General features: G+C 67.8%; 23 protein-coding genes and 1 pseudogene. 18 read left to right on the forward strand and 6 right to left on the reverse strand.

The window, feature by feature from the left end; all coding sequences use genetic code 11:
* Window positions 1-136: 136 nt before the first annotated feature.
* Complete coding sequence (locus AB5T46_RS08840) at window positions 137-754, reverse strand: glutathione S-transferase family protein (protein ID WP_370563532.1); 618 nt, start codon at window positions 752-754, stop codon at window positions 137-139.
* Window positions 755-783: 29 nt separating this feature from the next.
* Window positions 784-2265, reverse strand: coding sequence for a M20/M25/M40 family metallo-hydrolase (locus tag AB5T46_RS08845; RefSeq protein WP_370563533.1), 1482 nt, complete (start codon window positions 2263-2265; stop codon window positions 784-786).
* A 121-nt stretch (window positions 2266-2386) separates the two neighbouring features.
* Between AB5T46_RS08845 and AB5T46_RS08850 the strand changes: the two genes are divergently transcribed.
* Both AB5T46_RS08850 and AB5T46_RS08855 read left to right on the forward strand, forming a co-directional pair.
* Window positions 2387-2872, forward strand: coding sequence for an Lrp/AsnC family transcriptional regulator (locus tag AB5T46_RS08850; RefSeq protein WP_370563534.1), 486 nt, complete (start codon window positions 2387-2389; stop codon window positions 2870-2872).
* A 127-nt stretch (window positions 2873-2999) separates the two neighbouring features.
* Window positions 3000-4073 carry a pyridoxal-phosphate dependent enzyme gene (locus tag AB5T46_RS08855; RefSeq protein WP_370563535.1) on the forward strand — a complete coding sequence of 358 codons (1074 nt, stop codon included), beginning with the start codon at window positions 3000-3002 and terminating at the stop codon, window positions 4071-4073.
* Between the two features lie 58 nt (window positions 4074-4131).
* On the opposite strand, the gene AB5T46_RS08860 is transcribed toward AB5T46_RS08855, so the two are convergent.
* Window positions 4132-6096, reverse strand: a complete 1965-nt coding sequence (locus AB5T46_RS08860) for a beta-propeller domain-containing protein (RefSeq protein WP_370563536.1) — start codon at window positions 6094-6096, stop codon at window positions 4132-4134.
* A 411-nt stretch (window positions 6097-6507) separates the two neighbouring features.
* Between AB5T46_RS08860 and AB5T46_RS08865 the strand changes: the two genes are divergently transcribed.
* From AB5T46_RS08865 to AB5T46_RS08885, 5 genes are all read left to right on the forward strand, one after another.
* On the forward strand, window positions 6508-7764 hold the full coding sequence (locus tag AB5T46_RS08865) for a sensor histidine kinase (protein ID WP_370563537.1): 1257 nt from the start codon (window positions 6508-6510) through the stop codon (window positions 7762-7764).
* Window positions 7757-8524, forward strand: coding sequence for a LytR/AlgR family response regulator transcription factor (locus tag AB5T46_RS08870; RefSeq protein WP_370563538.1), 768 nt, complete (start codon window positions 7757-7759; stop codon window positions 8522-8524). The genes AB5T46_RS08865 and AB5T46_RS08870 overlap by 8 nt, the downstream gene beginning before the upstream one ends.
* 28 nt (window positions 8525-8552) lie before the next feature.
* Window positions 8553-8930: a hypothetical protein gene (locus AB5T46_RS08875; protein ID WP_370563539.1), complete on the forward strand. Its 378-nt coding sequence runs from the start codon at window positions 8553-8555 to the stop codon at window positions 8928-8930.
* A 235-nt stretch (window positions 8931-9165) separates the two neighbouring features.
* Window positions 9166-9813 (forward strand): hypothetical protein, encoded by a 648-nt coding sequence (locus tag AB5T46_RS08880; protein WP_370563540.1) that lies wholly within the window; start codon window positions 9166-9168, stop codon window positions 9811-9813.
* Window positions 9814-9958: 145 nt separating this feature from the next.
* The gene (locus AB5T46_RS08885) at window positions 9959-11518 is read left to right on the forward strand and encodes an N-acyl-D-amino-acid deacylase family protein (RefSeq protein WP_370563541.1); all 1560 of its coding nucleotides are present in this window, start codon (window positions 9959-9961) and stop codon (window positions 11516-11518) included.
* A gap of 90 nt (window positions 11519-11608) precedes the next feature.
* Here AB5T46_RS08885 and AB5T46_RS08890 read toward each other — a convergent pair whose 3' ends face one another.
* A complete protein-coding gene (locus AB5T46_RS08890) occupies window positions 11609-12529 on the reverse strand; it encodes a CPBP family glutamic-type intramembrane protease (RefSeq protein WP_370563542.1) in 921 nt (306 codons plus the stop codon).
* 435 nt (window positions 12530-12964) lie between these two features.
* Between AB5T46_RS08890 and AB5T46_RS08895 the strand changes: the two genes are divergently transcribed.
* The 3 genes and pseudogenes from AB5T46_RS08895 to AB5T46_RS08905 all read left to right on the forward strand — a co-directional run bounded on the left by AB5T46_RS08895 (window position 12965) and on the right by AB5T46_RS08905 (window position 14559).
* Window positions 12965-13177 (forward strand): hypothetical protein, encoded by a 213-nt coding sequence (locus tag AB5T46_RS08895; RefSeq protein WP_370563543.1) that lies wholly within the window; start codon window positions 12965-12967, stop codon window positions 13175-13177.
* A gap of 288 nt (window positions 13178-13465) precedes the next feature.
* Window positions 13466-14163, forward strand: a pseudogene (locus AB5T46_RS08900) (transposase); the annotation flags it as partial.
* A 144-nt stretch (window positions 14164-14307) separates the two neighbouring features.
* Window positions 14308-14559: a hypothetical protein gene (locus AB5T46_RS08905; protein WP_370563544.1), complete on the forward strand. Its 252-nt coding sequence runs from the start codon at window positions 14308-14310 to the stop codon at window positions 14557-14559.
* A 22-nt stretch (window positions 14560-14581) separates the two neighbouring features.
* Here the strand turns inward: AB5T46_RS08905 and AB5T46_RS08910 are convergent, their stop codons facing one another.
* Complete coding sequence (locus tag AB5T46_RS08910) at window positions 14582-15130, reverse strand: helix-turn-helix transcriptional regulator (protein WP_370563545.1); 549 nt, start codon at window positions 15128-15130, stop codon at window positions 14582-14584.
* A gap of 67 nt (window positions 15131-15197) precedes the next feature.
* Entirely contained in the window at window positions 15198-16298 is a 1101-nt protein-coding gene (locus tag AB5T46_RS08915) for a hypothetical protein (protein WP_370563546.1), read from the reverse strand.
* 274 nt (window positions 16299-16572) lie between these two features.
* Between AB5T46_RS08915 and AB5T46_RS08920 the strand changes: the two genes are divergently transcribed.
* Genes AB5T46_RS08920 through AB5T46_RS08955 form a run of 8 tightly spaced genes read left to right on the forward strand, consistent with a single transcriptional unit; the run spans window position 16573 to window position 26004 of the window.
* The gene (locus tag AB5T46_RS08920; protein WP_370563547.1) at window positions 16573-17790 is read left to right on the forward strand and encodes an aminotransferase class I/II-fold pyridoxal phosphate-dependent enzyme; all 1218 of its coding nucleotides are present in this window, start codon (window positions 16573-16575) and stop codon (window positions 17788-17790) included.
* The gene (locus tag AB5T46_RS08925; protein ID WP_370563548.1) at window positions 17787-18857 is read left to right on the forward strand and encodes a glycosyltransferase; all 1071 of its coding nucleotides are present in this window, start codon (window positions 17787-17789) and stop codon (window positions 18855-18857) included. The genes AB5T46_RS08920 and AB5T46_RS08925 overlap by 4 nt, the downstream gene beginning before the upstream one ends.
* A complete protein-coding gene (locus tag AB5T46_RS08930; protein WP_370563549.1) occupies window positions 18854-20515 on the forward strand; it encodes an ArnT family glycosyltransferase in 1662 nt (553 codons plus the stop codon). The genes AB5T46_RS08925 and AB5T46_RS08930 overlap by 4 nt, the downstream gene beginning before the upstream one ends.
* A 7-nt stretch (window positions 20516-20522) precedes the next feature.
* Window positions 20523-22589 (forward strand): bifunctional UDP-4-amino-4-deoxy-L-arabinose formyltransferase/UDP-glucuronic acid oxidase ArnA, encoded by a 2067-nt coding sequence (gene arnA / locus AB5T46_RS08935; protein ID WP_370563550.1) that lies wholly within the window; start codon window positions 20523-20525, stop codon window positions 22587-22589.
* On the forward strand, window positions 22589-23485 hold the full coding sequence (arnD, locus tag AB5T46_RS08940) for a 4-deoxy-4-formamido-L-arabinose-phosphoundecaprenol deformylase (RefSeq protein ID WP_370563551.1): 897 nt from the start codon (window positions 22589-22591) through the stop codon (window positions 23483-23485). Before arnA ends, arnD begins: the two co-directional genes overlap by 1 nt.
* Before the next feature lie 10 nt (window positions 23486-23495).
* Complete coding sequence (locus AB5T46_RS08945) at window positions 23496-25241, forward strand: phospholipid carrier-dependent glycosyltransferase (protein ID WP_370563552.1); 1746 nt, start codon at window positions 23496-23498, stop codon at window positions 25239-25241.
* On the forward strand, window positions 25238-25588 hold the full coding sequence (locus AB5T46_RS08950) for an EamA family transporter (RefSeq protein ID WP_370563553.1): 351 nt from the start codon (window positions 25238-25240) through the stop codon (window positions 25586-25588). Before AB5T46_RS08945 ends, AB5T46_RS08950 begins: the two co-directional genes overlap by 4 nt.
* Window positions 25585-26004, forward strand: a complete 420-nt coding sequence (locus tag AB5T46_RS08955) for a DMT family transporter (RefSeq protein ID WP_370563554.1) — start codon at window positions 25585-25587, stop codon at window positions 26002-26004. The genes AB5T46_RS08950 and AB5T46_RS08955 overlap by 4 nt, the downstream gene beginning before the upstream one ends.

The raw sequence follows: 26004 nt of genomic DNA on the forward strand, positions 1-26004 counted from the left end.
CGATGTCCCCCCGTAGAAGCGCGCCATGCGCGCGACACCGGCGTCGCTGGAACTGCACCGGCACATGCGTCGCACGGACGGTCCACCGCGGTCGAAGCCGCATGATCCGGCGCCGACTGCGATATCAGCGGAGTCGCTAGTCGTGGGTATCGCCGGACAGGGGCGTGGCCAGCATCGAAGGACGGGTCTGGAAGGCGTCGAACCACGCCGCCAGTCGCGGCCGATTGCCGCGGAAGTCGGGCAGCTCGCGAAATTCGAGCCAGCCCAGCGCCGTCGCCAGGGCGACGTGGCCCACGTGCATGGGCGAGTCGACGTCGAGCTCGCGCTCGAGCCAGTCGTAGCTGGCGATCAGCTTTCCGATGTAGCCGTCGCGCAGGGGCGGGTAGCGCAGCGCCTCGGGACGGCGCACGGTCTCCCAGCGCACGGCGATGCCGGCATCGCAAAGCCCCTGCGCGATCGCCTGCACCCGCAGCGCCTGCCAGCGGGCTTCGCCGTCCGCGGGCACCAGCCTGCGGCCGTCGTGCAGGGTGTCGAGGTAGGCGCAGATGATGTCGGAGTCGAAGAGCGGCGAACGCCCGGGACGGATCAGCACCGGCACCTTGCCGAGCGGATTCTCGGCGAACACCTGCGCGTTGCGCTGCGTCGGGCTGGTCTCGTGGTGCACTACCTCGATCCGGTCCGCGAGCCCGGCCTCGTGGGCGAACACCAGGGCCTTGCGCGCGTAGGGGGAATGGGTCTGGTAGAGAAGCTTCATGGTGGTTTCCGGGTTCACATGGACGTGATTCAGATGGACGTGCGGGAAGCCAGGTGCGGCGCCGGCTGGTGACGCTGGATCGATGCGTGCGGCCTGGCGACGGAGGTGCTTGCGTCGTGCAGGACCTGCGCCACCGCCGCGGTGACGCGCTTGGCGGCGGGGATGTGCAGAAACTCGTTCGGCCCGTGGGCGTTGGACTGCGGTCCCAATACGCCGGTGACCACGAATTGCGCTTCGGGAAAGCGTTCGCCCAGCATCGCCAGGAACGGAATGCCGCCGCCGCCGCCGATGAGCGCGCTGGGCCGGCCGAACGCGATGGTCGAGGCCCGGTCCAGGGTCGCCTGGAGCCAGGGGGCGACCGGCGGCGCATGCCAGCCTTCCGACACCATGTCGACGCGGAAGCTCGCTTCGCAGCCGTAGGGCGGGTCGGACTCCAACAGCGCCTTGAGCTGTCGCGCGGCGGCCCGTGGATCCAGCGTGGGAGGCAGCCGCAGGCTGAGTTTCAGCGAGGTCGCCGGCTGCATGACCGCGGCCGCGCTCGCCACGCCGGGCAGTCCGTCGATGCCGATCACGGCCAGCTGCGGACGCCAGGCGCGGTTGAGGAGCAGCGTCTCGGCGTCGTCGGCCACCGGCTTCGTCGCGCCATGCAGCGGCAGCTGCCGGTGGACGTCGGCGCCGAGGGCGGCGCCGGCCCGCGCGGCCTGCGCCGTGCGCGCTTCGGGAATGGAGACGTGGAACGACGGCACGATCTCGCCGCTGGCCGGATCCTCGATCCGCGACAGCAACAGCCGCGCGATCCGGAAGCTCGAGGGCACTACGCCGGACGCATCGCCGGAATGCATGCCCTCGTCGAGCACCCGCACGGTCAGGGTGCCGGCGACCTGGCCGCGCAGGGAGGTGGTCATCCACAGCTGGTCGTAGTTGCCGCAGTTCGCGTCCAGCACCACGACGACCGCCGGCGCGCCGAGCCGCGGCGCGAGATGGTCGATGTAGTGGGGCAGGTCGGCGCTGCCGGATTCCTCGCAGGCCTCGATCAGGATCGTGCAGCGTGCATGCGCCACGCCCTGCTCGCGCAGCGCCAGCACGGCGGTGATCGCGCTGAAGATCGCGTAGCCGTCGTCGGCGCCGCCGCGGCCGTACAGCCGTTCGCCCTCCAGCGTCGGCGTCCACGCGCCGCGGCCGGGCGCCCAGCCCTCCATGGGCGGCTGCTTGTCGAGATGACCGTAGACGAGCACGGGCGCCGACGCATCGTCGCCGGGGATGTCGATGAAGATCACCGGCGTGCGTCCGGGCAGCCGGATCGCCTCCACCGATGCATCCGGCAGACCGCCGAGCTTGTCCCGCGCCCAGTCCATCATCAGCTCGACCGCGCGGTCCATGTGGCCGTTGGCCTGCCACTGCGGATCGAAGGCGGGCGATTCGCAGGGAATGGCGATGTAGTCGAGCAGGGCCGGCGTGACGCCGGCATCCCAGGTGCGGGCGATCGTGTCGAGCAGCTTGTCGGTGTCCATGGACTCGGCTTCGTGCAGGGGCCTAGAATCCTAGGGGCGGTCGTCATCCGTTTGGCCGCGCAGATCGATGTCTCCGTGCCGTTTCGCCGCGTTGTTTCCCCACTGACGGAAGCGTTCACCGATGGAACTGGATCGTTTCGACCGTCAGCTGCTCAATCTGGTCCAGGAAGACGCGGGCCGGACCTCGGAACAGCTGGCCGAACAGGTCGCGCTGTCGCCTTCCGCCATCCAGCGCCGGCTGCGGCGCCTGCGCGAGCAAGGCGTGATCGCACGCGACATCGCGGTCGTCGATCCCGGAAAGGTGGGGCGGACCACGATTTTCATCGTCTCGCTGCAGGTCGAGCGCGAGCGGCCCGAGCTGTTGGCGCAACTGCGCAGCTGGCTGGCGGCGCAGGCGCACATCCAGCAGGTCTTCTACGTGACCGGAGAGGCCGACTTCGTCCTCGTCATCAGCGCGCCGGACACCGAAACCTACGAGGCGCTGATGTCGCGCATCGTCGGCGAGCATCCCAACGTCAAGCGCTTCACCACCAACGTCGCCATGAGCGTGGTCAAGCGCGGACTGACCATTCCCGTGCCGCCGGATTCCGGCGGGCAGGAGACCTAGGGCCTGTTAACGCCAGCGTTGCGCTGATGCGTCTTTTCGACCGATGCAGCGCGCGAGGCGCCGATTTCCCGCGCCATACGCTTTTTTTCGCGGCGAGACGGCAGGTGCCGCATGACAAGCTGGCGGCATGCACCGATCACTGCATTCCCCGCCCTCCGCCGATCCCGCCGACTGGACCGAGTACCGGCGGACCCGGCTGGTCGAACTTCCCGGCCTCGCGCGCCTGGCCGGCGTTGGCCGCGTATTCGTGAAGGCGGAGTGGGAACGGAACCTCGGCAACTTCAAGTCGCTCGGCGGGATGCTCGCCGGGCTGCGGGCGCTCGCGCGGGCCGCGGGCGCGCGCTCGATCCGGGCGCTGCTCGCCGCCGGCGCTTCCGGCGCAAGGCTACCGCGGCTGGTCTGCGCCAGCGACGGCAATCACGGCCTTGCGGTCGCGGCCGCCGCGGCGCGCGCCGGTGCGGGTTCGCGCATCTATCTGCCCGAGTCCGTCGCCGGGACCCGTGCCGACCGGATCGAGGTGCTGGGCGGTGAGGTGATTCGCGTGTCGGGTACCTATGACGACGCGGTGTCCGCCGCCGTGGCGGCGGCCTTCAGTGGAGACGGGCTGCTGGTTCCAGACACCTCCGCCGATGTGCACGACCAGGTGGTCGGCGACGTGATGGCGGGCTATGCGGTGATGACCGGCGAGATCGCCGCGCAGTTGCGCGAGCATGCGGGCGCCCGGCCGACCCACCTGTTCGTCCAGGCCGGGGTGGGCGGACTGGCCGCCGCGATGGCCGAGGGGCTTCACGGCGTGATGCGGGCGCCGAACAGGTTGCTCGTCGTCGAGCCCGAGTCGGCCGACTGCGTTTCGCGAGCGCTCTCGGCCGGCGCTCCGGTGCGGATCGCCGGCGACCTGCACACGTGCGCCGACATGCTGTCCTGCGGGCTGGCGTCCGCGCCGGCGCTGGAGGTGCTGCTCCGGCACGCGGCCGAGTCCGTGCTGGTCGGCGAGGAACGGTTGCGCGACGCCGTGGACGTCCTGCGCGATACGGGTGGCGTGGAGACGACGCCGTCGGGGGCCGCGGGACTCGCCGGGCTGCTGGATGTCGCCCCGCATCCCGTGCTCCGCGACCGACACCGCCTGGACGCGGACAGTCATGTGTTGCTGGTGGTGACCGAAGGCGCGATCGTGACGTCCCGGGTGGGACCGGCCGGATAGCGCATGGCGCGCTCCTACGGAGGCGGGCCGCCTGCGGACGTTGAACTCTGGCGCGACGTCATTCGCTCACGGCAGCGGCCGGCGCGAAGCTGGTGCGGCGGCGTTCGACGATGCGCTCGCGCACGACCCGCCCCTCGACCAGTTCGTAGCCGAGCAGGGCGAATACGCGCTCGCCGATGAAGACCGGACGCGCGTTGCCGTACCAGTCGACGCAGCTGGCGCGGCAGCCGTCGTCGACGGCGCGGTCGGCGTCGGCGACGAGCTGTCCCATCGGCGCGAGCCGCAGGTCGCGGTTGCGCAGGTAGAGCACCGAGGCCGACTCGTCGAGGTAGCGCTGCATCGAGTTGCCGCGGCGCTGCGCGATGATCGGTAGCCCCGCAATGCCTTGATCCGCGGACTGCGCGCGATAGAAGAAGCCGTGCGTGCGGCTTTCGCCCTGGGCCGCGTCGGGCTGCACGTAGACCGTGCCGGTTGCCGCCCGCCGATCCAGCCGCACGCTGGTGAAATGCAGGTCGCCGCCTGCGCTGCCGACCAGGAGCGCATTGCCGCCGAGCGCCTCGATGCGCTCGGTGCCATGCCCGATCCGGAGCGACTGTATGGCGTCGTTGGCACCATAGCGCAGGGCGTAGGCGGTGGTGCCGGGATCGGCGTCGGTATCCGATGCCGAGCGCCAGCGGTACGGCGCGGCGCCGTACAGCAGCCAGTCGCCGACGAAACGGTTCTGCATGGCGCCGGCGGCGGTGCCCGGCAGGCTGCGGTAGGCGCTGGCGGGCGCGGCGCTGCGGCCGTCGCCGAAACTCGCCAGCGGCACCCGCAGCAGCGCCAGGCCGCCGGCGCTCGATTCGTCGCCCCACATGCCTTCGCCGGCGCCCGCGGCGGACAGCAGCACGTTGAGGTGGTCGTCGGCATCGTGCAGGAACGACAGCTGGTCGATCGGCGCGCCGCGGGTCTTGAGCGCGGTGGGGGCGGCATCGTCCAGCGGGATGCGGAACACCGACGAAGTGTTGGTCTTCCCGGCGCCGTGCGCCGTGGTCCAGACGAACACGGAGTCGGCGGAGACGTAGAACACGCGTCCGCTCGGCCCCAGGACCGCGCTGGAGCTGCAGTCGAGCGTCGGCGTGGACAGGTCGCAGCGGGTCACGGTGTGCAGCGCGAGGCTGGTGTCGAACGGATCGAGCTCGTCGTCGGCCCGGTAGATGCGCGTGGCCGGCAGGATGCGCCGGAACTCGGCGGGAGGCGCATCCGGGCGCCAGCGCCGCAGCGCCGGCCCGAAATCCTGCTGCGTCAGGCTCCAGGCGTTCAGCGGCATCGGCGTGTAGAACACCAGCGTCTGGCCGATCAGCCGGCTGGCGTAGTTGCGCGCGGAGTAGTAGTCGTTGCTGCGCAGGTGATAGGTATCGCGATAGCGCAGCGCGCCGCTGCCGGCGATGTCGAACAGCACCAGTTCGGTGCCGCCGCGCGCGTAGCTGTAGCCGACCACGACGACGGTGTCGCCGCCGACCAGCATCTCGTCGTACCAGGCGCCGCCGGGATCGGTGCCGGGACCGAAGGCGTCCACGCTGGACACCGGTTGCAGCCGGTCGCCGCCGATCCTGACCGTGAACAGCCGGCCGCGGCGCAGCACCACCAGGTGCTCGCCGTGGCGCTTGACGATGCCGCCTTCGTCGACGCCCGCGGTCTGCACGTTGGTGATCGACTCATCGGCCTCGGCGATGGATGCTCCGGCCACGACGGCCGAATCGAGCGCAGGTGCGGCCGCCTCCTGGGCAACGGATGCCGGGGCGGGGGGTGCCGGCGCCTTGGCGAGCATTCTCTTCTGCTGTCTGCGCTCGGCTTTCGCCCGCTGCATCCAGCGCGCCAGCAGCCGCTCGAGTTCGCGTTCGCTCTGGAAGGCCTGCAGCGTGCCGCCGGCCGCGGACGCGGTGTCCGCGCCGTCGTGACGCGCCGCCTCCGGCGCGGCCGCGGCGACGCCGGACGCGGCGCCCAGGCAAAGCATCAACGGCAATAGTGGTCGCAACCCCATGACATGCTCCTTGTTCGAGGCCCGGCGGCGGCGCCGGGCGGCGGGTGGTACAGGGATAGACGGGGCAGCGGCGCGAACGGGGTCAAAGCAAATCGCTGCGCGACTCCCGGCCCCCGTGCAGCGCGCGGGGGGGGGGCTCAAGCCGCCGCAAGCCTGCGGCTTGCAAGCGGCGGCTTTCGCCCCCCTCAATCCCCCTTTTTCAAAGGGGGAAGCCAAGCGCCAAAAATGTGGAAACCTCAGGGTCAACGCCGTCTCCGGCAGCGTAGCCGATGCCGATGAGGATGATCGCGCGGCTTCCGGGCCACGATTCCGGGCTTCCATCGGCGCGGCGACCGGTTTCGTCGCAACAGGCGCCACGGCGCGGGCGCGCCTCGCTATGCTCGTCCCATCCACATACCGTCCGCCGCCGCGATGTCCACTTTCTCCTTCGTGTTCCGCCATGTTCTGGGTTGGTGCGTGTTCTACCTGGCGGTGCTGATCGTCTGGGCGAACCTGGGCCTGCCGGAGTTCATCGTGCTGCTGCTGGCGGTCGTGACCCTGGCATTCGTGATCCCGGATGCGATCTCGCACGTGTACCGCGTGCGGATGATCATCGGCCAGCCCGCGCCGGAGCATCTGCGCAACCGCCAGCGGCGGCAGGTGGAGGTGCCGTTCGCCGCGGGCGAGGCCTTCGACCTGATCGACGCCGCGCTGCGCGAGCTGCCCAACGTCGGAGACATCGAAGCGGCGCGCGACAGCCTGCGCGTGCACGCCGGCGTGCAGCGCACCGGCCCGTACGGCGAGCAGGGCCGCTTCGATCCGATGGGCTGGATCGATCGCCGGCTCGGCGGCCGGCGCGACGTGGTCACCGCGACGGTGCACCCGAACGGCGACACCTCCACCATCACCCTGGCCTGCGAGCCGGAGAGCGCGGCCTGGACCGACTGGCTGCGCGTCGACCACGGCAGCAACCTGGAGACCGCCGAAGCGATCACCCGTGCGATCACCCGACGGGTCGGCGCCCAGCGCCGCGGCGAGCAGGCCGCCGCGCACCGTACCGCCAGCGCCAAGGAGCTGAGCGAGGCCAGGCTGAGCCTGCTGCATGCGCAGGTCGAACCGCATTTCCTCTACAACACGCTCGCCAGCGCGCAGCTGCTCACCCGCAGCGATCCGGTGCGCGCCGACCAGATGCTCGGCCACCTCATCGAGTACCTGCGTCGTTCGCTGCCGCGCACGCTGCAGGGGCAGTCCACGCTGGGCGAGGAGCTCGAGCGCGCCAATGCCTGGCTGGAGATCATGAAGTTCCGCATGGGCGGGCGCCTGGCCACGCAGATCGACGTGCCCGAGGCGCTGCTGGCGGTGCCGTTCCCGGCGATGATGCTGCAGACCCTGGTGGAGAACGCGATCAAGCACGGGCTCGAGCCCAAGCCGGGCGGCGGCACGGTATGGATCCGTGCCCGTGACAGCGACGGCCGGGTGGCGGTGACGGTGGCCGACGACGGCCGCGGCTTCTCCAGCGAAAGCGCCGGCACCGGCATCGGCCTGCGCAACGTGCGCGAGCGCCTGCGCCTGACCTACGGCGACGCGGCCGGCCTGCGCATCGCCGCCAACTTCCCGTCCGGCGTCGCCGCGACGGTCACCGTGCCGGCACAGCCGGAGCACGGCCATCGGGAGCCGGCCCATGCCTAGCTGCGTGATCGCCGAAGACGAGGACCTGCTGCGCGCCGCGCTCGCATCGCTGCTGGCCGATGCCTGGCCCGGGCTCGAGATCGTCGCCCAGTGCGAGGACGGCGGCAGCGCGCTCGAGGCCATCGGCACGCACGCGCCGGACTACGCCTTCCTCGACATCCGCATGCCGGGACTGACCGGACTGGAGGTCGCGGCCGCGGCGGCCGAGTCCAACCCGGCCACGCGCGTGGTGTTCGTGACCGCCTACGACCAATACGCGCTGGACGCGTTCGAGCGCGGCGCGGTCGACTACCTGCTCAAGCCGGTGACGCGCGAACGCCTGGACGCCAGCATCCGCCGGCTGCAGGCGCGCAGCGCCGACGCCCATCCCGACGCCGCGACGCTGGAAGTGCTGCTGCGACAGCTGCAGGCGCAGCCGCGTCCGGACGCACCCGAGCCGCTGTCGTGGATCACCGCCAGCCATGGCCGCGAGACGCGCCTGATCCTGGTCGAGGACGTGCTGTATTTCCGCGCCGACAACAAGTACACCGTCGCAGTCACCGCCGAAGGCGAGGCGCTGTTGCGCACTCCGGTGCGCGAACTGCTGGCGGTGCTCGATCCGGCGGTGTTCAAGCAGGTGCACCGGGCCACCATCGTCAACATCAAGGCGATCGCGGCGGTGGTGCGCGAGGACGGCGGCCGCGGCCTGCTGCGCCTGCGCGGCCGCGACGAGACGCTGCCGGTCAGCCAGCCGTTCATGCCGCTGTTCCGCAACATGTGACATGCGTTACGTACCGGGAGGAACCACCATGCTGCGTCCCATCGTTCCGATTGCCTGCCTGCTGCTGGCCGGCTGCAAGTTCGAGGCCGGCCTCACCACGGTCAACCAGCTCTCGATCGAAGGCCGGGCGGTGAACGCCACGCGTTCGACGGTGATGGGCGGCGAGGGCGAGTTCGAATGCCTGCGCAGCGTCAGCGGCAGTTGCCACTATGTGCTGTTCGTCGACGATTGCGCCGCCGACGCGGCCGGCAATCCGGACGACGGCTGCGGCGCGCGGGTGGTGCACGCATTCACCCTGTCCGCCGGCGAGCGCCAGCACCTGGAGCAGCTGCCACGCGGGTTGCGGCAATGCGTCGACCACGACGCGCCGCCGGTGGCGCCGGACTGTGCAGGCTCTTCGAGCTGACCATCCGCGCCCGCAGTGGGCGCGTTCGCGCCTGCACCTGTTCGAACGCCGGCGAGGACAAAACGTGAAGCACGCACGCGGAATTCCATGGCAGAGCCCGCGGTCCCGCGTTGGCGGCACGTCCGGTGCGGGGGTACTGCACCGCGATTCACGCGATGCGCCGGAGAGCGTTCAAGGAAGGACGGGCACGCGTCGTCCGCGCGCCCTCGATTCCGGCCAGCATGAGGAGAGCATCGTGACGATCACCGTGTATCGCGTGGATGGGCGCAGTCCCGAGGAGATCAGGGACGCGGGGGGATTCCAGCCGAAGGGCCTGTACCTGGACCTGGCCGTCGCGCGGGAGCTGGTCGTCCGCGCGACGCTCGACGCCAACGCCGCGGTCCACCTGCCGGTCGGCCGCGGCCAGTCGATCCGGAACTGGCTGGGCTCGCTGGGGCCCAACCTCATCAGCATCAACGACCTGTACGTGAAAGTGCAGTCCTTCGGAAAGGATATCGACGCCTTCCAGGTGTCGACCGAACGTGGCGAGGGCGGCGGCGGGCAGGGTGGCGGTGGCAATGTGTACCGGATCGACTGCCCCACGCCGCTCTACCAGTGGAGCTCGCAAGGGTTCGGGAATGCGCCGGTGCCCACGGTGGTCAATGGCGACCAGGACCTGTCCACGAGCCAGGTCAACCGCTGCCTGCTCACCAACACCGCGGTCAACGCCGTCAACAATCCACGGGCGTGGGATGCGCGCGAGTCGGTCAATCTCGCCAGCATCCTCGCCCTTTCCAGCTACAGTCCCACGTGTTCGGAAATCGCGTTCCTCAACGCCATTCCCTATGCCTGGATCACCCGCTACCGGAACAGCGCCGGCGGCTGGAACCCGATGCCTGCATGAGGTCCCGAATGCACGCGCCGAGAGGTCGCATCCCACCGCCGTGAGGAACGCAGGGCGCCCGGCCCACGCCGCCCGCCGCGACCGTCCTTGGAGCAAGGCCGCCCACGCTCGCATACTGGAGCGCCTTCCGACGGGATTCGCCGCCATGACGCATTCGACGTGGTCCAGACGCGAGGTCCTCACCGCGATGGCGGCCGGCGCCGTCTGCGGGCTGGCGCCGGCCATCGGCCGCTCCGGATCCGCCGGCCTGCTGCTGCGGGACGTGCTGCTGGTGGACGGCACCGGCGCGCCCGGACGCCGGACCGACGTGCTGGTGCAAGGCGACAGGGTCGAGCGCATCGGACGCATCTCCGCCGGGTCGGCACGCGGCGCGCGGATCGTCGAAGGCGGCGGCCGGGTGCTGGCGCCGGGCTTCATCGACATCCACACCCACGGCGATCCGCTGCGCGACGACTACGCAGGCTTCCTGGCGATGGGCGTGACCACGATCGTGCTCGGCCAGGACGGCGGCAGCCCCGCGCTGCCCGACGGCGAAGCCACCGGACTGCCGGCGTGGCTGGATGCAGTCGACGCCGCCGCGATCGACGTCAACGTGGCCACGCTGTCCGGCCACGGCGCGCTGCGCCGGCAGGCGCGCATCGACGACGAGACCCGGCGGCCGTCCGACGCCGGACTGGAGCGGATGCGCGCGCTGCTGGAGGCCGACCTGCGCGCCGGATCGCATGGGCTGTCCACCGGACTGGAATACGTCCCCGGCATCTACGCCGAATTGCGCGAACTGGCGGCGCTGGGTCCCACCGTCGCCCGCCACGGCGGCGTGGCGATGAGCCACATGCGCTCGGAGGACGACGACAAGGTGCGGCAGTCGATCGAGGAACACATCGCCGCCAGCCGGCCCGCGCGCACCCACATCTCTCACCTGAAGATGATGTACGCCAAGGGCGAGGCGCCGGCGGAGTCGCTGCTCGCCTTCCTGCACGACAAGCGCCGCGCCGGCGTTCCGCTCACCGCCGACGCCTATCCCTATATCGCCGGCTACACCGGCATCGCGATCCTGTTCCCCGAATGGACGCTGCCGCCCGCCGACTACGCCGCGGTGCGTGCCGCGCGACGCGACGAACTGGCCGCCTACCTGGAGGCGCGGGTGGCGCGGCGCGGCGGTCCCGAAGCGTTGCTGTTCGGCAGCGCGCCGCATGCCGGCAAGACCCTGGCGCAGGCGGCCGCGGAGGCGGACGGCGGTTTCGTCGACTTCCTGATCGCACTGGGCCCGGGCGGCGGCTCCGGTGCGCACTTCACCATGGACGAGGCGCTGCAGTCACGGCTGCTGCTCGATCCGATCGTCGGCATCTGTACCGACGGCTCGCCCGGCATGCGCCATCCGCGCGCCACCGGCACCTACGCCAGGTGGATCGGCGAGTACGCCGTCGCCGGGAAATTGCCGCTGGAGGAGGCGGTGCGCAAGGCGACCGGCCTGCCGGCGTCGGTGATGGGTTTCGCCGATCGCGGCGTGATCCGCCCGGGCGCCAGTGCGGATCTGGTGCTGTTCGATCCGGCGCGGGTGCGCGCGCGTTCGGACTACGTCGATCCGTTCGCGCGGGCGGAGGGTTTCGACCTGGTGGTGGCGAACGGCAGGCCGGCGTTCGAGAACCGCGAGCGCGTGGGCAAGGCCGGCCGATTGCTGCGGCGGGGTGCGGACGTGCGGTAGCGGTCCGGGGGCTGTCCTGCCGCATGCCTGCCGGATCGCTCGGCAGACAGCGGCCTGGAGCCGCATGGTGCGGGGTTGCGGCGTCCGCGATCAGGTCTGCGCGGGTTCCGGATCGCGGGACCGCCATCCGACTCCGACTCTGCGGCGTTGCAGGCGCGGCAGCAACAGGAAGATCGCCGCCGTCAGCAGCAGGTAGCCGGGAACCAGCAGCAGTGCATCGGGCGTGGTCATCTGCGCGGACCATCCGGTGCGGTCCGGGTCGCCGAAGAATGAGATGCGGTTGATCGTCAGGAAGCTCAGGTGCAGGGCGATGCAGGTCCATAGCGAACCGGTCGCGACCCGGGCGACGATCAGGGCGAAGCCGAACACCGTAAGCAGTATCAGGTAGGCCACCGGATCCTGGCCGGCCGGCGTCGCCGAGATCGCCGGCGCCGGCGCCCCGACCAGCGTCGCCAATCCTGCCGCGAACACGCTGGCCAGCCCCGGCACGGCCAGGAACAGCAGGGTCGTGCACAGCGCGGCGGTCCAGCGGCGCAGCCCTGCGCTCAGATTCCGGTAGGCGTAGCCGCGCAACGTGAGCTCCTCCGGCAGCGCCTCGTAGAACAGGGCGACCGCGGCGTTGCCGGCGACGAAGGCCAGCAGCACCGGCCAGGAAACCGCGCCGAACCGGAGCCAGCCCAGCGCGTGCCCGAGACCGAGCATCGCAGCGGCGGCTCCGAAGGTGACGAGCGCTCCGAGCCCGAAGTCGCGCATGCCGGTGCGCAGGTCCGGCAGGCCCAGACCCGCCATGGTTCGGCGGTCGAGGCGGCGCCGCAGCAGAACGATCAGCGGTACGGCCACCGCGCTGCACGCCAGCGCACGCAACGCGTGCCAGGCCATGCCGCCGATGCCGAAGCGCGCTTCCGCCAGGGTGCCGATCGCGGTTGCCGCGCCGATCGCGAGCGCCGCGACCAAGGCGCCCAACGCGCCGCGACCGAGGGCGCCGAGCCGGGTCGCATCGCCGGATGCCATCGCTGCCCCCTCCCGGTATGTTTCGTGACGTCAGCGTACTCCTGCAAATACATGTGCTTCAAACCGTCGGATGCAATCGGACAAGGGCGGAAGCGATCGAGTTGTAGATTGCTGGCGTCTGCCTGTTGCGCTGTTGCCGATTGATTGCGCACGTCATGTCGGGTTGCTTGTACGCGTCTGGCTCGTTCGCGATTGCATCGGGAAAGCCGCTCGGCAGCCCACGCAGGTCCGTTCCATGCGGCGTAGGATTTTTCCTACACCGCTTCGCGGCACACGCCGACTGTGCCGCCGCCGCCGGTTGGCCATTCTGTGTGGGCCCCGGCAGCACGGCCCATGCACAGGCAAAGGATGCCGCTCCGCAACGGAATCCAGGCCGCGACCTTGAGCAAGTCTTCCGCTGGGCCGGGGCGCTTTTTTCGGTTGGAGCTCGCACAGATGGCCACGTCCTCGTTGCAACTGGTGAAGTCCTGCGGCGGTTGGCAACTGCTCGACGGCGGCAAGCCGGTCCTGTGGTTCCCAGAGCGCGACAAGGGGCTGGAGATCGCCACGATCATGGCCGATGCCCGGAACCTCTACCACGGCCTGCCCACGGCGGTCGAAGCGCAGAACGACGACGGCGAGTTCGAGGTGGTCGCGGCGTTCGCGTGACCGTCGCCGGAGAGGGAAGATGAGGCTCGCCTGCCGCTCGCGTGCCGCCACAGCACGCTTTTCGTAGACTGCGCGAACTTCTCCAGCCGGAGTCGCAGATGACCGGCCACGCGGGCGTTCCGCCCGAAATCGTCGCCAGGCTCGGATCGATCTGCCTTGGATTGCCCGAGGTCCGTGAGGAGCCGGCGTGGACGGGAACGCGCTGGACCATCCGCAAGAAGAACTTCGCGCACGTGGTGATGATCGATGCGGGCTGGCCGCCGGCCTACGCCCGGGCGGCCGGTCCGGCGCGTGGCCCGGTGCCTGCACCGCCAGGGGCTGCTCGAACCCGAGGCCGAGCACGCCCATCTGGCGGACCAGGCCTGCGATGACGATCCGATGCCCCCCTTGCTCGGCCATGCCATCACCTACCGCATTGCCATCGGCCCCCACCAGGGCCGCAAGGTCTTGACCCTGCAAACCCTGGCTACATCAGCCGCCCGGCCGTCTCGGAAAAACGCCTCAGTCTGCTGCCCAACGGCCACTTGCGCTATCGCCTGAAAACCCCCTACCGCGATGGCACCACCCACGTGATCTTCGAGCCGCTGGATTTCATCGCCAAGCTGGCCGCGCTGGTGCCCCCGCCCCGCGTCCACCTCACCCGTTTCCACGGCGTGTTTGCCCCCAACAGCCGGGACCGTGCGCTCATCACTCCCGCCCGGCGGGGCCGGGGCGGCCAGCTGGCGGCTGTGCCCGATGAAGCCCACGACCGCACTCCGGCAGAGCAGCACGCCGCCATGCGTTGGGCGCAACGCCTCAAGCGCGTGTTCAAGATCGACCTGGACACCTGCCCCACTTGTGGCGGGGCCGTCAAGCTGATCGCCTGCATCGAAGCCCCTGCGGTGATCGCCAAGATCCTCACTCACCTGAGCAACCAGGCTCCCGCAGCGGCCAGGGCCTTGTTCCCCGAGCCCCGGGCACCGCCGCCAGCGCGGCTGTTTGACTGACACCTGCCGCCCGCGGCCCTCAAGACATCGCCGCCCTGGTTTGGACCGCGGCGCGGTCGCGTTCGGCCAAGAGCGCTGCCGCGCGGGCTGAGGCTCGGCCACAGGGCCGGAACCGGCCGCAAGGTGGCCAAAGGGATCGCCATCATGAGCTTCAGCAAGAGCCTTGCCCGCGTGACCCGCGCCGAACGCGCGCTGCAACGCCATGAGCGCCGTGTCGACACCCGTTTGCAACGGTTCGCACTTGACTGGCAATCGACATGGGCGCCGATGCGTATCGTGGCTGCCGGACTCGCCAGCGGCTTTCTGATCGGCCGCGCCGAACCCGGACGCGTGATCGCCTACAGTGCCGGTGCAATGCGCGTGGCATCGTTGCGGGGCAAGGTGGTTGCGGTGTAGAAGACAACTCCACTGGCGGACGTCAATCAGCACTGCCCCCCAACCCTTCGATCGGTGCAAGCAGATCCTCAAGGAAGAACGCAGACAGCGCGGCGCGTCCGGTCAACCCGGCCTTGGAATAGATCGAACGCGCCTGTTCGTGGATCGTGCGCACACTTACTGCACGTACGGCAGCGATCTCCTTGCTGCTCAACCCCTTGAGCAGGAGCAGGGCGACCTCGCGTTCGGCCTCGGTGAAGTTCCAGCGCGAGAACTGCGTTTCTATCGCCTGGCCCAGACCGTCGAGCAGGGCGCGTGAATCGGCACGCCATCGCTGGCCCTGAAGTCGGGCGACTTCGAGATCGCGGATCACCTGCAGATGATCGTCGCGTTGGCGCCGGGTCACGCGAAACAGCAGCACGACGCCCACACTTGCCAACACGATTGGCAAGATATCAACCAACTCGAGCAGCAGTTCGAGTGGCGTAGTGTCCGGTTCTTCGATCAGTTCGAGGCCGAGCAACAGCGCGACGCCCACGATGATGGCCACGATTGCCCAGACTCGCGTGCGTGTATCGATAAATTCACTCATGCGGGGTCCATGGTTGGATGACCGGAGCGCACCTCACACACAGAGTACGCTCCGATCAGTCTTGCGACTACGGCAGTTGCTCGCACTTGGCATCGAAATTGCAATCGACCAACTGCGCGAACTCGCCCTCCTCCGGTTTGACCTCGAGGAACTGCCCGATTCCGACTGCGTAGTACTTGTGCTCGAATTCCCCCGGTTCCAGCGGCGTAGTGTCACGCATGACCACGCAATCGTGGTTGGGACACATCAACTCGGCAAGCGCCTGCGGCACAAACCGATCGAGATCCGGATCGACGCCATAACCGTAGTTGGTCGAGACAACTTCGACTATGTCTTCGGCGTCGCCGGCTGCGTACTCCGTGCGATAGATCCGGCCGACCACCGGCATGCTTGGGAACAGCGTGCCGGACTTGGCACCGTCACGTCCGGCCTTCCAGGAACCTTCGATCTCAACGAGTTCGCTCTCCTGCGGATCATCACCGTCGAAGTAGCCGAAGTCCTGAGAGATCTCGCCGCAATAGTCAACGGTGCCGTCGCGCCGATGGCCAAACCAATCATCGGTGTTCTCGACGAGCCTGCCATCGTCGAAGCTGCGATCGTTGACCACGATGCAGGTCACGCCCTGGATCTGCTTGGTCTTGTCAAGCACTTCGACCGCAACGATTTCTTTGCCGTCCCCGCTCTCGTATACCCACTGATTGCCGATGTCCAGGGGGTACCAGGGATTCGGGTTGGTGAGGTTTGTGAAGTCGTCGTCGAAGTCTGCCGGATTGATATCCGGGTCATAGCGATCCTCTCCGAGCACTGAGCAAAGATTGCCGCGGGCGCTGCGCTGCTCGCCGCAAAGCTGCAAGGCTTCGCCGCTTTCCTGTCGCGCATCGGCAAAACATTCGCTTCGCGCTTGCGGGTCCGAGACGTTGGTACACACCGCATTCGCCGTGAAATGGTCGTCGCCGACCTCGCTCAAACAGGCCGCATACTGGTTGAGCGCCGTGGCGCTGCAATATTTGCCGTGTTTGGCGTGGTTTATTGCAGCCGCCTTACTTGCGGCTACATCGCCGTTCGACACGCCTGCGGCAATCATGGTGCTGGGCACAAGGGCGATCGCAATCGCGACCGCGAGTACCTTGGTGGCTCGGAGTGATTTGTGTGCGTTTCGTATAGCCATCGTTATTGTCCTGTTAGCGTGGGCGAGGCCAACGGTTGAGTGGCAACAGCGCGACAAAGCGCGATACAAAGGCGCGACACACATAACCGCTGGAGCCCCTGGGTTACGCCGCCAAGAGATGGCTTGTCCATAGTCGGCAATACCTAGGTAATTCCACCAACCAAGGTGGCGCCCTCAACACAGGAATCATCATTTACCTACGTTGTTCGGACGACGTCTCGGCGACGTTCTTGAGCTAGTTTCCGGTGGCACTTCTCGCCGGAAGGAGCTCACGTTGGCTCAGTCGCCCCGCGCCCCGCACGCTGCGCAGCATCCGCTCCTGCCGGGTCCGTTCCTGCCTGGTACGTTCCTGCCGTTCTCGCGTCCGTCGATCACTGCCGCGGACATCGCCGCGGTGACGCAGGTACTCGAGTCTGGCTGGATCACGACAGGCAGCAAGTGCGCCGAATTCGAGCAGCGCTTTGCGCAGGCGACGGGCGCCCTGTGTGCGGTCGCGCTGACTTCGGCAACGGCCGGCATGCATTTGCTGCTGCGCGCACTCGGCATCGGCCCCGGCGACGAAGTGGTGACACCGTCGATGACCTGGGTCTCGACCATCAACCTCATCGTGTTGCATGGCGCGACGCCGGTGTTCGTCGACGTCGACCCCGACACGCTCATGACGACGGCCGAGCACGTCAAACAAGCGCTCACCCAGCGAACGAAGCTTATCGTGCCCGTGCACTTTGCGGGCGCCGCGCTCGATCTTGGCCCGTTGCGCGCACTGGCGTCCAACCGGAATCTCACGCTGGTGGAAGACGCTGCCCACGCCGCGGGAACGGAATACGAGGGCCATCCGGTCGGCACTGAAGGCACCGCCGTGTTCTCGTTTCACCCGATCAAGAACCTCACGACAGGCGAGGGCGGTATCGTCTGCACCGACAACGAGGATCTGGCCGCGCGCATCCGCAGACTGCGCTTTCATGGGCTCGGCGCGGACGCGTTCGAGCGCGAGTCGCGGGGCCGGGCGCCGCAGGCCGAAGTGCTCGAGCCGGGCTTCAAGTACAACCTGCCCGACATGAACGCCGCGCTTGGCCTGAGCCAACTGGCCCGGCTGGAGGCGCTCAACGCCAGGCGCGCGGCCCTGGCCGCACGCTACCTCGAGCGGCTCGAGAATGTCGAAGGCATCCTGCCGCTGGCCGTGCCGGCCTACCCCATGCGCCACGCCTGGCATCTGTTCATCGTGCGCATCGACGAGCGGCGCGCGGGCATTGGCCGCGATGCGTTCATGGCGCGCCTGAAGGCGCGTGGCATCGGCACGGGGCTGCATTTCCGGGCGGCACACCTGCACGAATACTACCGAACGCGGTACACGCCACGGCAAATGCTGCCGAACACGGTGTGGAACTCCGAACGCGTGTGCTCGCTGCCGCTGTTCCCGGACATGGCGCTCGCCGATGTCGACAGGATCGTCGACACGATGGGCATCGTTCTTGATGAGGCGAAACGATGAAGCCTCCATGCGTGCCTCTTGAATGCGCGTCCTTCGTCGTCCCGGTCTTCAACGAGCAGGCGAACCTGCCCGAGCTGATTCAGCGCTGCCTCAAGGTCGGCCATGCACTGCCGGGCGACTTCGAGCTCGTGCTCGTCGACGACGGTAGCACCGACGACTCCGCGCGCATCATCGCGGCGGCGGCTGAGCGCAAGCCTGGGCACGTCGTCGGCGTATTGCTGAACCGGAACTACGGACAGCACGCGGCCGTGACGGCCGGCCTCGCACAGGCACGCGGTGACATCATCGTCACCCTGGACGCGGATCTGCAAAACCCGCCCGAGGAGATCCCGAAGCTGCTCGCAGGCATCGAGCGCGGCTGCGATGTCGTTGCAGGTGTGCGCCAGCGACGTCAGGACTCTCGCGTGCGCGTCGTTGCATCGCGGATCATGAACAGGCTCATGCGTCGCATGACGGGCGTCGGCGTCGGCGATTATGGCTGTATGCAGCGCGCCTACCGGCGCGATATCGTCGACGCGATTCTCGCCTGCAACGAACGCAGCGTCTATATCCCCGCGCTCGGGAACAGCTTCGCAGGCAATATCGGCGAGGTCACGGTCGAGCATGCCGAAAGACGCGCGGGCAAGTCGAAGTACAGACTTTGGTCGCTGTTGAACCTGTACTTCGACCTGCTCGTCAGCACTACGACGGCGCCGCTGCGCATGTTGAGCATGTTGGGCACGCTATCGGCCCTCGCCGGGGTGGGACTTGGCGTGCTGCTGATCGTGTTGCGCCTGGTCTACGGACCCGAGTGGGCCGCGCAGGGCATGTTCACGATCTTCGCGCTGGTGTTCTGGTTCCTCGGCGTGCAACTCATCGGCATGGGGCTGCTCGGCGAATACATCGGCCGCATCTCCAGAGACGTGCAAGGCCGGCCGCGATTCATCGTGAGAAAGGTGGTCGGCGCGCAGGCCAGGCCCGTCGCAAGGGTCAGCGAGGCGCATCGCCCAGAGACGCCGATCGCGGACCGGGCGGACGCCACGGAAGCGGACGCGATGGGAGCGGACGCGATAGGAGCCGGCCGGTGAACGCGCGCGGCAGCGGCGTCGCGCAGGGCCTGCCCTTCGTAGGCCTGTCTTACGTGAGCATGCTCTTCTGGAGCATGCTCTTCGTGCTCTGCTTCCTCGGCCTCGGACGCGACCTGTGGACGCCCGACGAACCACGCGAGGCCGAGATCAGCCGCGAAATGCTGCTCGCACCCAGCGTCGTGCCCTCGCTGAATGGCCGCGACTTCATCGAGAAGCCGCCGCTCTACTACTGGACCGTCGCAGGCGTGTTCGCCGTGCTCAAGCCGTCCGCAGCCGCAGCGCGCGGCGTCAGCGCGGGCGCGAGCTTCCTGACGCTGGTGCTGGTCTTCCTCTGGGGCCAACGCGAGTTCTCGACCCGCGTGGGCCTCATCGCCGCGTTCGGGCTCGCGACAAGCCTGCAGTTCGCGGTCTCCTCGCACTGGATCGTCATCGACCCGCTGCTCATGTTGTTCACGACGGTGGCCTTGTGGGTGGGCTCGGAACTCGTCCGCGGACGTAGCTCGATCCCACGGTTCGTCACGTTCTATGGGGCGCTCGCGCTGGCAATGTGGACCAAGGGTCTGATCGGCCCCCTGCTCGTGGCCTGCGGGCTTGCGACCTACGCGGCCCTGCGGCGCAGCCTGACACCGTTGTGGTCGCTTCGTCCGTTCACGGGAACGGCCGTCATGGTGCTCGTGGCCGCCAGCATCGCCGTATTGATCTACGTGGATTCGGACGCGGCCCAGGTGCGTGAATGGCTCTGGGTCAATCACGTGCAACGCTTTATCGACCCGGGTCGTACGGCTCACGATCAGCCCTTCTACTACTACCTCGCGGCGCTGCCCATTGCGGTCTTTCCGTGGTGGGCGCCGTTCGTGGCCCTGTTCAGGCCGAGCACCTGGCGCGGCGAGCCCAGCCCACACCTGGACGCGAAAGTCGTTCTCGGCGCTATCTGTCTGGGCATGCTGCTGCTGCTCGGCGCCTCAGCCACGAAGCGCGAGCTGTATCTGCTGCCCATGCTGCCGCCACTGTCTGTGCTGCTTGCAGCCCAGGCCGAAGCGTGGTGGGCACGGCGTCCGCAAGGCGAGCTCCGGGGCGCTGCCTGGTGGTTTCAGGTGACCTGCGTGGTGTTGTTCGCAACTGTGCCGACGATCCTCGTGCTCGCTCACCTGCAGCGCACTTCCCTGCAGCCGGTCGACAGGACTGCTGCCGTCTTCCTGACACTCGTCGCCGCGCTTACGGCCGCAGTTGTGGTGCTTGCCTGGCGCGGCCGGGGCACGAAGGCATTGGGCGCGCTCGGCGCCTGCGTGGTCGCGGCTGTCGTGGGCCTGTTGGTCGTCGATACGCGTCTGCTGGCACCGGTCAAGGACATGACGCCGTTCGTGGCCCGGGTTGGCGAGCAACTTCCGCACGGGTCGCCGGTCTACGCGACGGGCGATATCGACGAGACGCTCGATGGCATCGTGCCGTTCGTGACCGGGCGTGTTGTTGTTTCCATGACGGCGTCCGACATCGACAAGATCCGGCCTCGCTACGTCCTCGTGCAGGACAAGAAAGGCGGCCGCACAGCGCCGCAACCGGGCGCTGCCTACGCGCTGCTCGAAGACCGACATTTCGGGCCGGGACGCTACATGGCCCTGTGGCGGCGTCGGCCAACAGACGTTTCCCAACGACGGTGACAGACCAATGCGTGCAATTGTTCTTGCCAATAACGATATGGGGTGTGTCGGTATCGAGGCCTTGTTGGCCCACGGCTTCGACATCGCGGCCGTCATCACGCATGCGGATGCGGACAGTGAAAACATCTGGTCGCGCAACGTTGCCGAACTCGCAGCGCATTGCAATTTGCCGGTATTCGCGCCAGACGACGTGAGTCACCCGCTTTGGCTCGCCAAAATTCGCGCGCTCGAGCCGGATGTCCTGTTTTCGTTCTATTATCGGAACCTCGTCTGCCGGGACTTGCTGGCCATCCCGTCGGCCGGCGGCTTCAATCTGCACGGCTCCATGCTGCCCAAGTACCGGGGCTGCGCGCCCGCCAACTGGGCGATCCTGAACGGCGAGACGGAGATCGGCGTCACCCTGCATCGGATGACGGTACGGCCCGACGCGGGCGACATCGTCGGCCAGCATCGCGTCGAGATAGCACCTACGGACGATGCGCGTTCGCTGAACCGCAAACTTGCGCGCGCGGCCCGCCCCCTGCTCGACGTATGCCTGCCGTTGATCCTGGCAGGAAAAGCGCCACGCATTCGGCAGGACGAATCGGCGGCCAGCTACTTCGGCCGGCGCAAGCCCGCAGATGGCGAGATCGACTGGAGCAAGAGCGCGACCGAGACCGCGAATCTCGTGCGCGCTGTGACGAGGCCTTATCCCGGCGCGTTCACGCACGCGCATGGAGCCAAGGTCCTGGTCTGGAAAGCCGAGGCTAGAAACGAGACTGGGAGCCACAAGCCTGCCGGCACGATCGTGTCGACAGATCCGCTCGATGTCGCATGCGGCCAAGGCGTGTTGCGCATTCACTACGCACAGCAGCCCGGCGGCGTCTACTGCGGCGGCGCGCAACTTGCGGTCGATCTCAACCTGGTCGGTGGGCTGCGCTTCGACGCAGCGCGCTCCGACCCCATGCAGCAACAACACAGGACGCGCACGCACAAGACGCGCGTACTGATCCTCGGGGTCAACGGCTTTATCGGCAACTGCCTGAGCGAGCGGTTGCTGAACGATGGCCGCTACGAGGTTTACGGCATGGACTTGAACGATGATGCCATCGGGCGTTTCAAGTCGCACCAGGACTTCCACTTTCGCGAAGGCGACATCTCGATCCATCGGGAGTGGATCGAGTACCACATCAAGAAGTGCGACGTCGTCCTGCCGCTGGTGGCGATCGCAACGCCCATCGAGTACACGCGCAACCCCTTGCGGGTCTTCGAACTCGACTTCGAGGAGAACTTGAGAGTCGTCAGGCACTGCGCCAAGCACAACAAGCGGGTCGTGTTTCCGTCGACCTCCGAGGTGTACGGCATGTGCGACGACACGGAATTCAACGAAGACCGCTCGCGGCTGATTCTCGGGCCGATCAACAAGCAGCGCTGGATCTACTCCGCGTCGAAGCAGCTGCTCGACCGCGTGATCTGGGCCTATGGCCGGCAGGGGCTCAAGTTCACGCTGTTCCGGCCGTTCAACTGGATCGGCCCGCGGCTCGACTCGCTTGAGGCGGCGCGCATCGGCAGCTCGCGGGCCATTACCCAATTGATTCTCAATCTTGTCGAAGGCACGCCGCTGCTGCTCATCGATGGCGGCCGCCAGAAGCGCTGCTTTACCGACGTTGCCGAGGGCGTCGAATGCCTGTTCCAGATCATCGAGAACAAGGACGGGCGCTGCGACGGCAAGATCTTCAACATCGGCAATCCGAAAAACGAAGCGAGCATCCGCGAACTGGCCGAGTTGCTCGTCGCAAAGTTCGAGCGCCACCCGTTACGCCACTACTTTCCCCCGTTTGCGGGCATCAAGGAAATCGAAAGCGGCGCCTACTACGGTGAGGGGTATCAAGACGTGACCCATCGTCGACCCAGCATCCGCAACGCGAAACGCGTCCTGGACTGGCAGCCGGCGATACCGCTGGAGCAAGCGATCGAGTCGACGCTCGACTTTTTCCTGGCTGATCACCCCGCGACGCTCGGCTCGCCGGGCCTGCAGACGTTTACAACCAGCACGCCTACGACAAGCACGCCAACGTCAGTGAGGGTCGCGTAGTGACGCCGCTCGGGCTGCGCATCGACGTCGACACCTTCCGCGGCACACGCGAGGGCGTGCCGCGGCTGCTCGACGTCCTGGCCGCACACGACGTGAAGGCCACATTTTTCTTCACGCTGGGTCCCGACAATATGGGCCGGCACCTGTGGCGGCTCATCAAGCCGCGTTTTGCCGCGAAGATGATCCGCTCGCGGGCCGCAAGTCTGTACGGCTGGGACATCCTGCTGGCGGGCACGCTATGGCCCGGCCGGCACATCGGCGCCAGGCTCGGCCCTACCTTGCGCGCCGCGGCCAGCGCGGGTCACGAAGTCGGGCTGCACGCCTTCGACCATCACCGCTGGCAGGCCGCCGCGGGTCACATGACGGTCGAAGCACTGCAGCGCGAGATCGGCCGCGGCGTCGACGCTTTCAGCGATGCACTCGGCAAACGGCCCGACTGCTCGGCCGCGGCCGGGTGGATCTGCAATGAGCGCGTGCTCGAAGCCAAGGAGGCCTTCGGCTTTCGTTACAACAGCGACTGCCGCGGCCGCAGCGTCTTCGCGCCGAGGCTGAACCGCCGCCGCTTCGCGCCACAGGTCCCAACGACACTGCCGACCTACGATGAACTTGTGGGCCGCAACGGCGTCACCAACGAGAGCTACTATGACCGGCTCCTCGACCTGATGCGGCCTGGCGAGCTCAATGTGCTGACGGGGCATGCCGAGGTCGAAGGCATTGTTTGCGCCGCGCGCTTCGACAAGTTTCTCACGACGTGCAAGAACTACTGCTTCCAACCCGCGCCTCTCGCGCGGCTCCTGGACCAGACTGCGCGTCAAAGCGACGACGCGATCGTGCAGGCGCCCGTCGCAGGCCGTGACGGCGACGTCTGCTGGCAGCGCTCGGCGCTCGCGCACTGATCCGCAGGCCATGAACGCGGTCGTGGACAAGCTCGGCCCCGCACGCGGAAGTACACGCGGAAGCATGTACGATACGCAGCGCACGCGGTGCGCGATCGCGGCGTTGCTGCTGCTCTTTGCGCTGCTGTATGTGCTGCCGCTGGGCATGCGACCACTGCACAGCCCCGATGAAGTCAGGTACGGGGCAATCTCGCACGAGATGATCGAATCTGGCGACTGGGTTTCGCCACGGTTCAACGGTGTGCGCTACTTCGAGAAACCCGTGCTCGGCTACTGGCTCTATTCGGCGTCTCTGGCTGTATTCGGCGAGAACGCTTTCGCGCTGCGGCTACCGGCCGCGTTGGCGACAGCCCTGACCGCCCTGATTGTCTTCGCTTTTGCGCATCGCTTCGCGTCACCTTCGATTGCGGGGTTAGCAACCGCAATCTACCTGACGACGTTCAGCGTCGCGGGCGCCGGCACCTACGCCTCGCTCGATGCGTTCTTTGCGCTGTTCCTGACCGGCACCCTGGCGAGCTATTACTGTGCGCTGCGAGAGCCGCACTCGCGCCGACGCTACGGCTACCTGGCCCTGTGCGGCGCGGCCTGCGCCGCAGCCTTTTTGGTCAAGGGTTTTCTTGCGTTCGCAATTGCAGTCATCGTCGCAGCAACATTCCTCGTGGCCCGGCGGCGCTGGTGCACGTTGTTCGGCTCCCCGTGGGTGCCCTTGGCCGTGGCTGTTGTGCTGGTGCTGCCCTGGGCCGTGATGATTCACCTGCGCGAGTCTGACTTCTGGCGTTACTTCTTCTGGGTCGAGCATATCCAGCGTTTCATGGGCGAAGATGCGCAGCACGCGCAGCCATTCTGGTTCTACTTCGCCTGGCTGCCGCTCGGTGCATGGCCATGGTTGCTGCTGCTGCCGGCCGCGTTATCGGGCTTGCGGCTGCCCGGTCGCCACGACCGCGACTTCTTGTGGTACCTGGCGACATGGGCCATCGCGCCGTTGGTCTTTCTGTCGCTGTCCAGAGGCAAGCTGCCGCCCTATCTCCTGCCCTGCTTCGCGCCGCTGGCCATCCTGCTCGCAACCGGTCTCCAGACATATCTGGGCCACATTTCTCACACCTGCGCAGGAGGAGGGCGGGCCTTCCGCCTCGGAGCCAGCGCGGTTGCGGGGGTGTTCATCGCCATTGTGGCCGCTGTCGCTGCAGCGCAGGCCGGGGCTTTTGGCGACGCGCCCTACGCGCCGGATGAAACGGGCAAGCTCGCGGCATTTGCAGCCTGCATGGCGGCCGGCGCCGCGTGTGCGATCTCCGCTGGTTTTGCGCGAGCCCCGGTTGCAAAGCTCGCCGCCATCGCCGGCACAGGTGCCACGTTACTGTTGCCGCTGCACGTCGCCCTGCCCCAACGGCTTCTGGAACACAGCACTCTTGCTACGGCGGTGGCGCGCCATGCGGCTGGACCAGATGCGGCCATCGGTCCGCACACGGCTCTGGTGTCCGACGGATCCTTGTTCGGTACGCTGGCCTGGCAGCTGAAACGCGACGACATCCATGTGCTGGATCCGGGCGAGATCAAATACGGCCTGTCCTGGCCCGAGAGCCGGCATCGCTGGCTCGATCGCGCGGGGCTCGAGCACCTGATCGAAACGCACCACGGCCGCGGTGGCATCCTGATCGTGTGCAAACACAAGTGCGCAAGTCACGTCGAAAAAACGTGGCTGCCACCAACGGCCCGACGTTCGCAGCATGGCCTGGTCGTTTTCTGGCGCATCCAATGAACGACTTGCTGCTGCTTCTGGCCGTTTTTCTGCTCAGCTTGAGTCAAGTGCTGCAGAAGATCGGCGCTACGCGCCGGCTCGCGTCCACGCGCCGACCCGCCGAATGGGCCGCCGCGTTGCTGTCGCCCGAGCTGCTCGCGGCCGGCATCTGCGTCCTCGCGGGCACCGCCGTGTGGCTGTGGATCCTGTATCGCATGGACGTGAGCCGGGCCTTCCCTTTCCTGAGCTTGAGCTCGGTGCTTGTCGTCGTCGCGTCCCGGGTCATTCTGAAGGAGCACATTGCGGTACACCGCTGGGCGGGCGTCGCTCTCATCGCGCTCGGCATCGCGCTGGTGGCACGCACATGAGCGCGCGGTCGACTCGCTGGGTGAGTGTCGCCTGCCTGCTTTGTGCGATCGTGCTGTCGGCCGCGGGGCAGCTGGGCATGAAGGCCGGCATGCAAGAGCTGCATCGGCTCACGGCCATCCACGAGTTCGCACTGACGAACGCAGCACTGACCGCGTTCTGGCCGGCACTGCTGTGGACCGCAGGTGGGCTCGCGGCATACGGCCTGTCGCTGCTCGCGTGGCTCGCCGTGCTCGTTCGCTATCCGTTGCACTACGCGTACCCGCTACTGGGCTTGAGCTACGTGCTGGTATACGCGGGCGCGACGCATTGGGCGCTTCTCATGGAGTCTGCGACCGCTACACGCACGACCGGCACGTTGCTGATCCTCGTGGGCGTTGCGCTGGTGTCGCTCAGGGACAAGCGAAAGATGCGTTAA

The sequence above is a fragment of the Luteimonas salinilitoris genome, from assembly GCF_041300785.1.
Lineage (GTDB): Bacteria > Pseudomonadota > Gammaproteobacteria > Xanthomonadales > Xanthomonadaceae > Luteimonas > Luteimonas salinilitoris.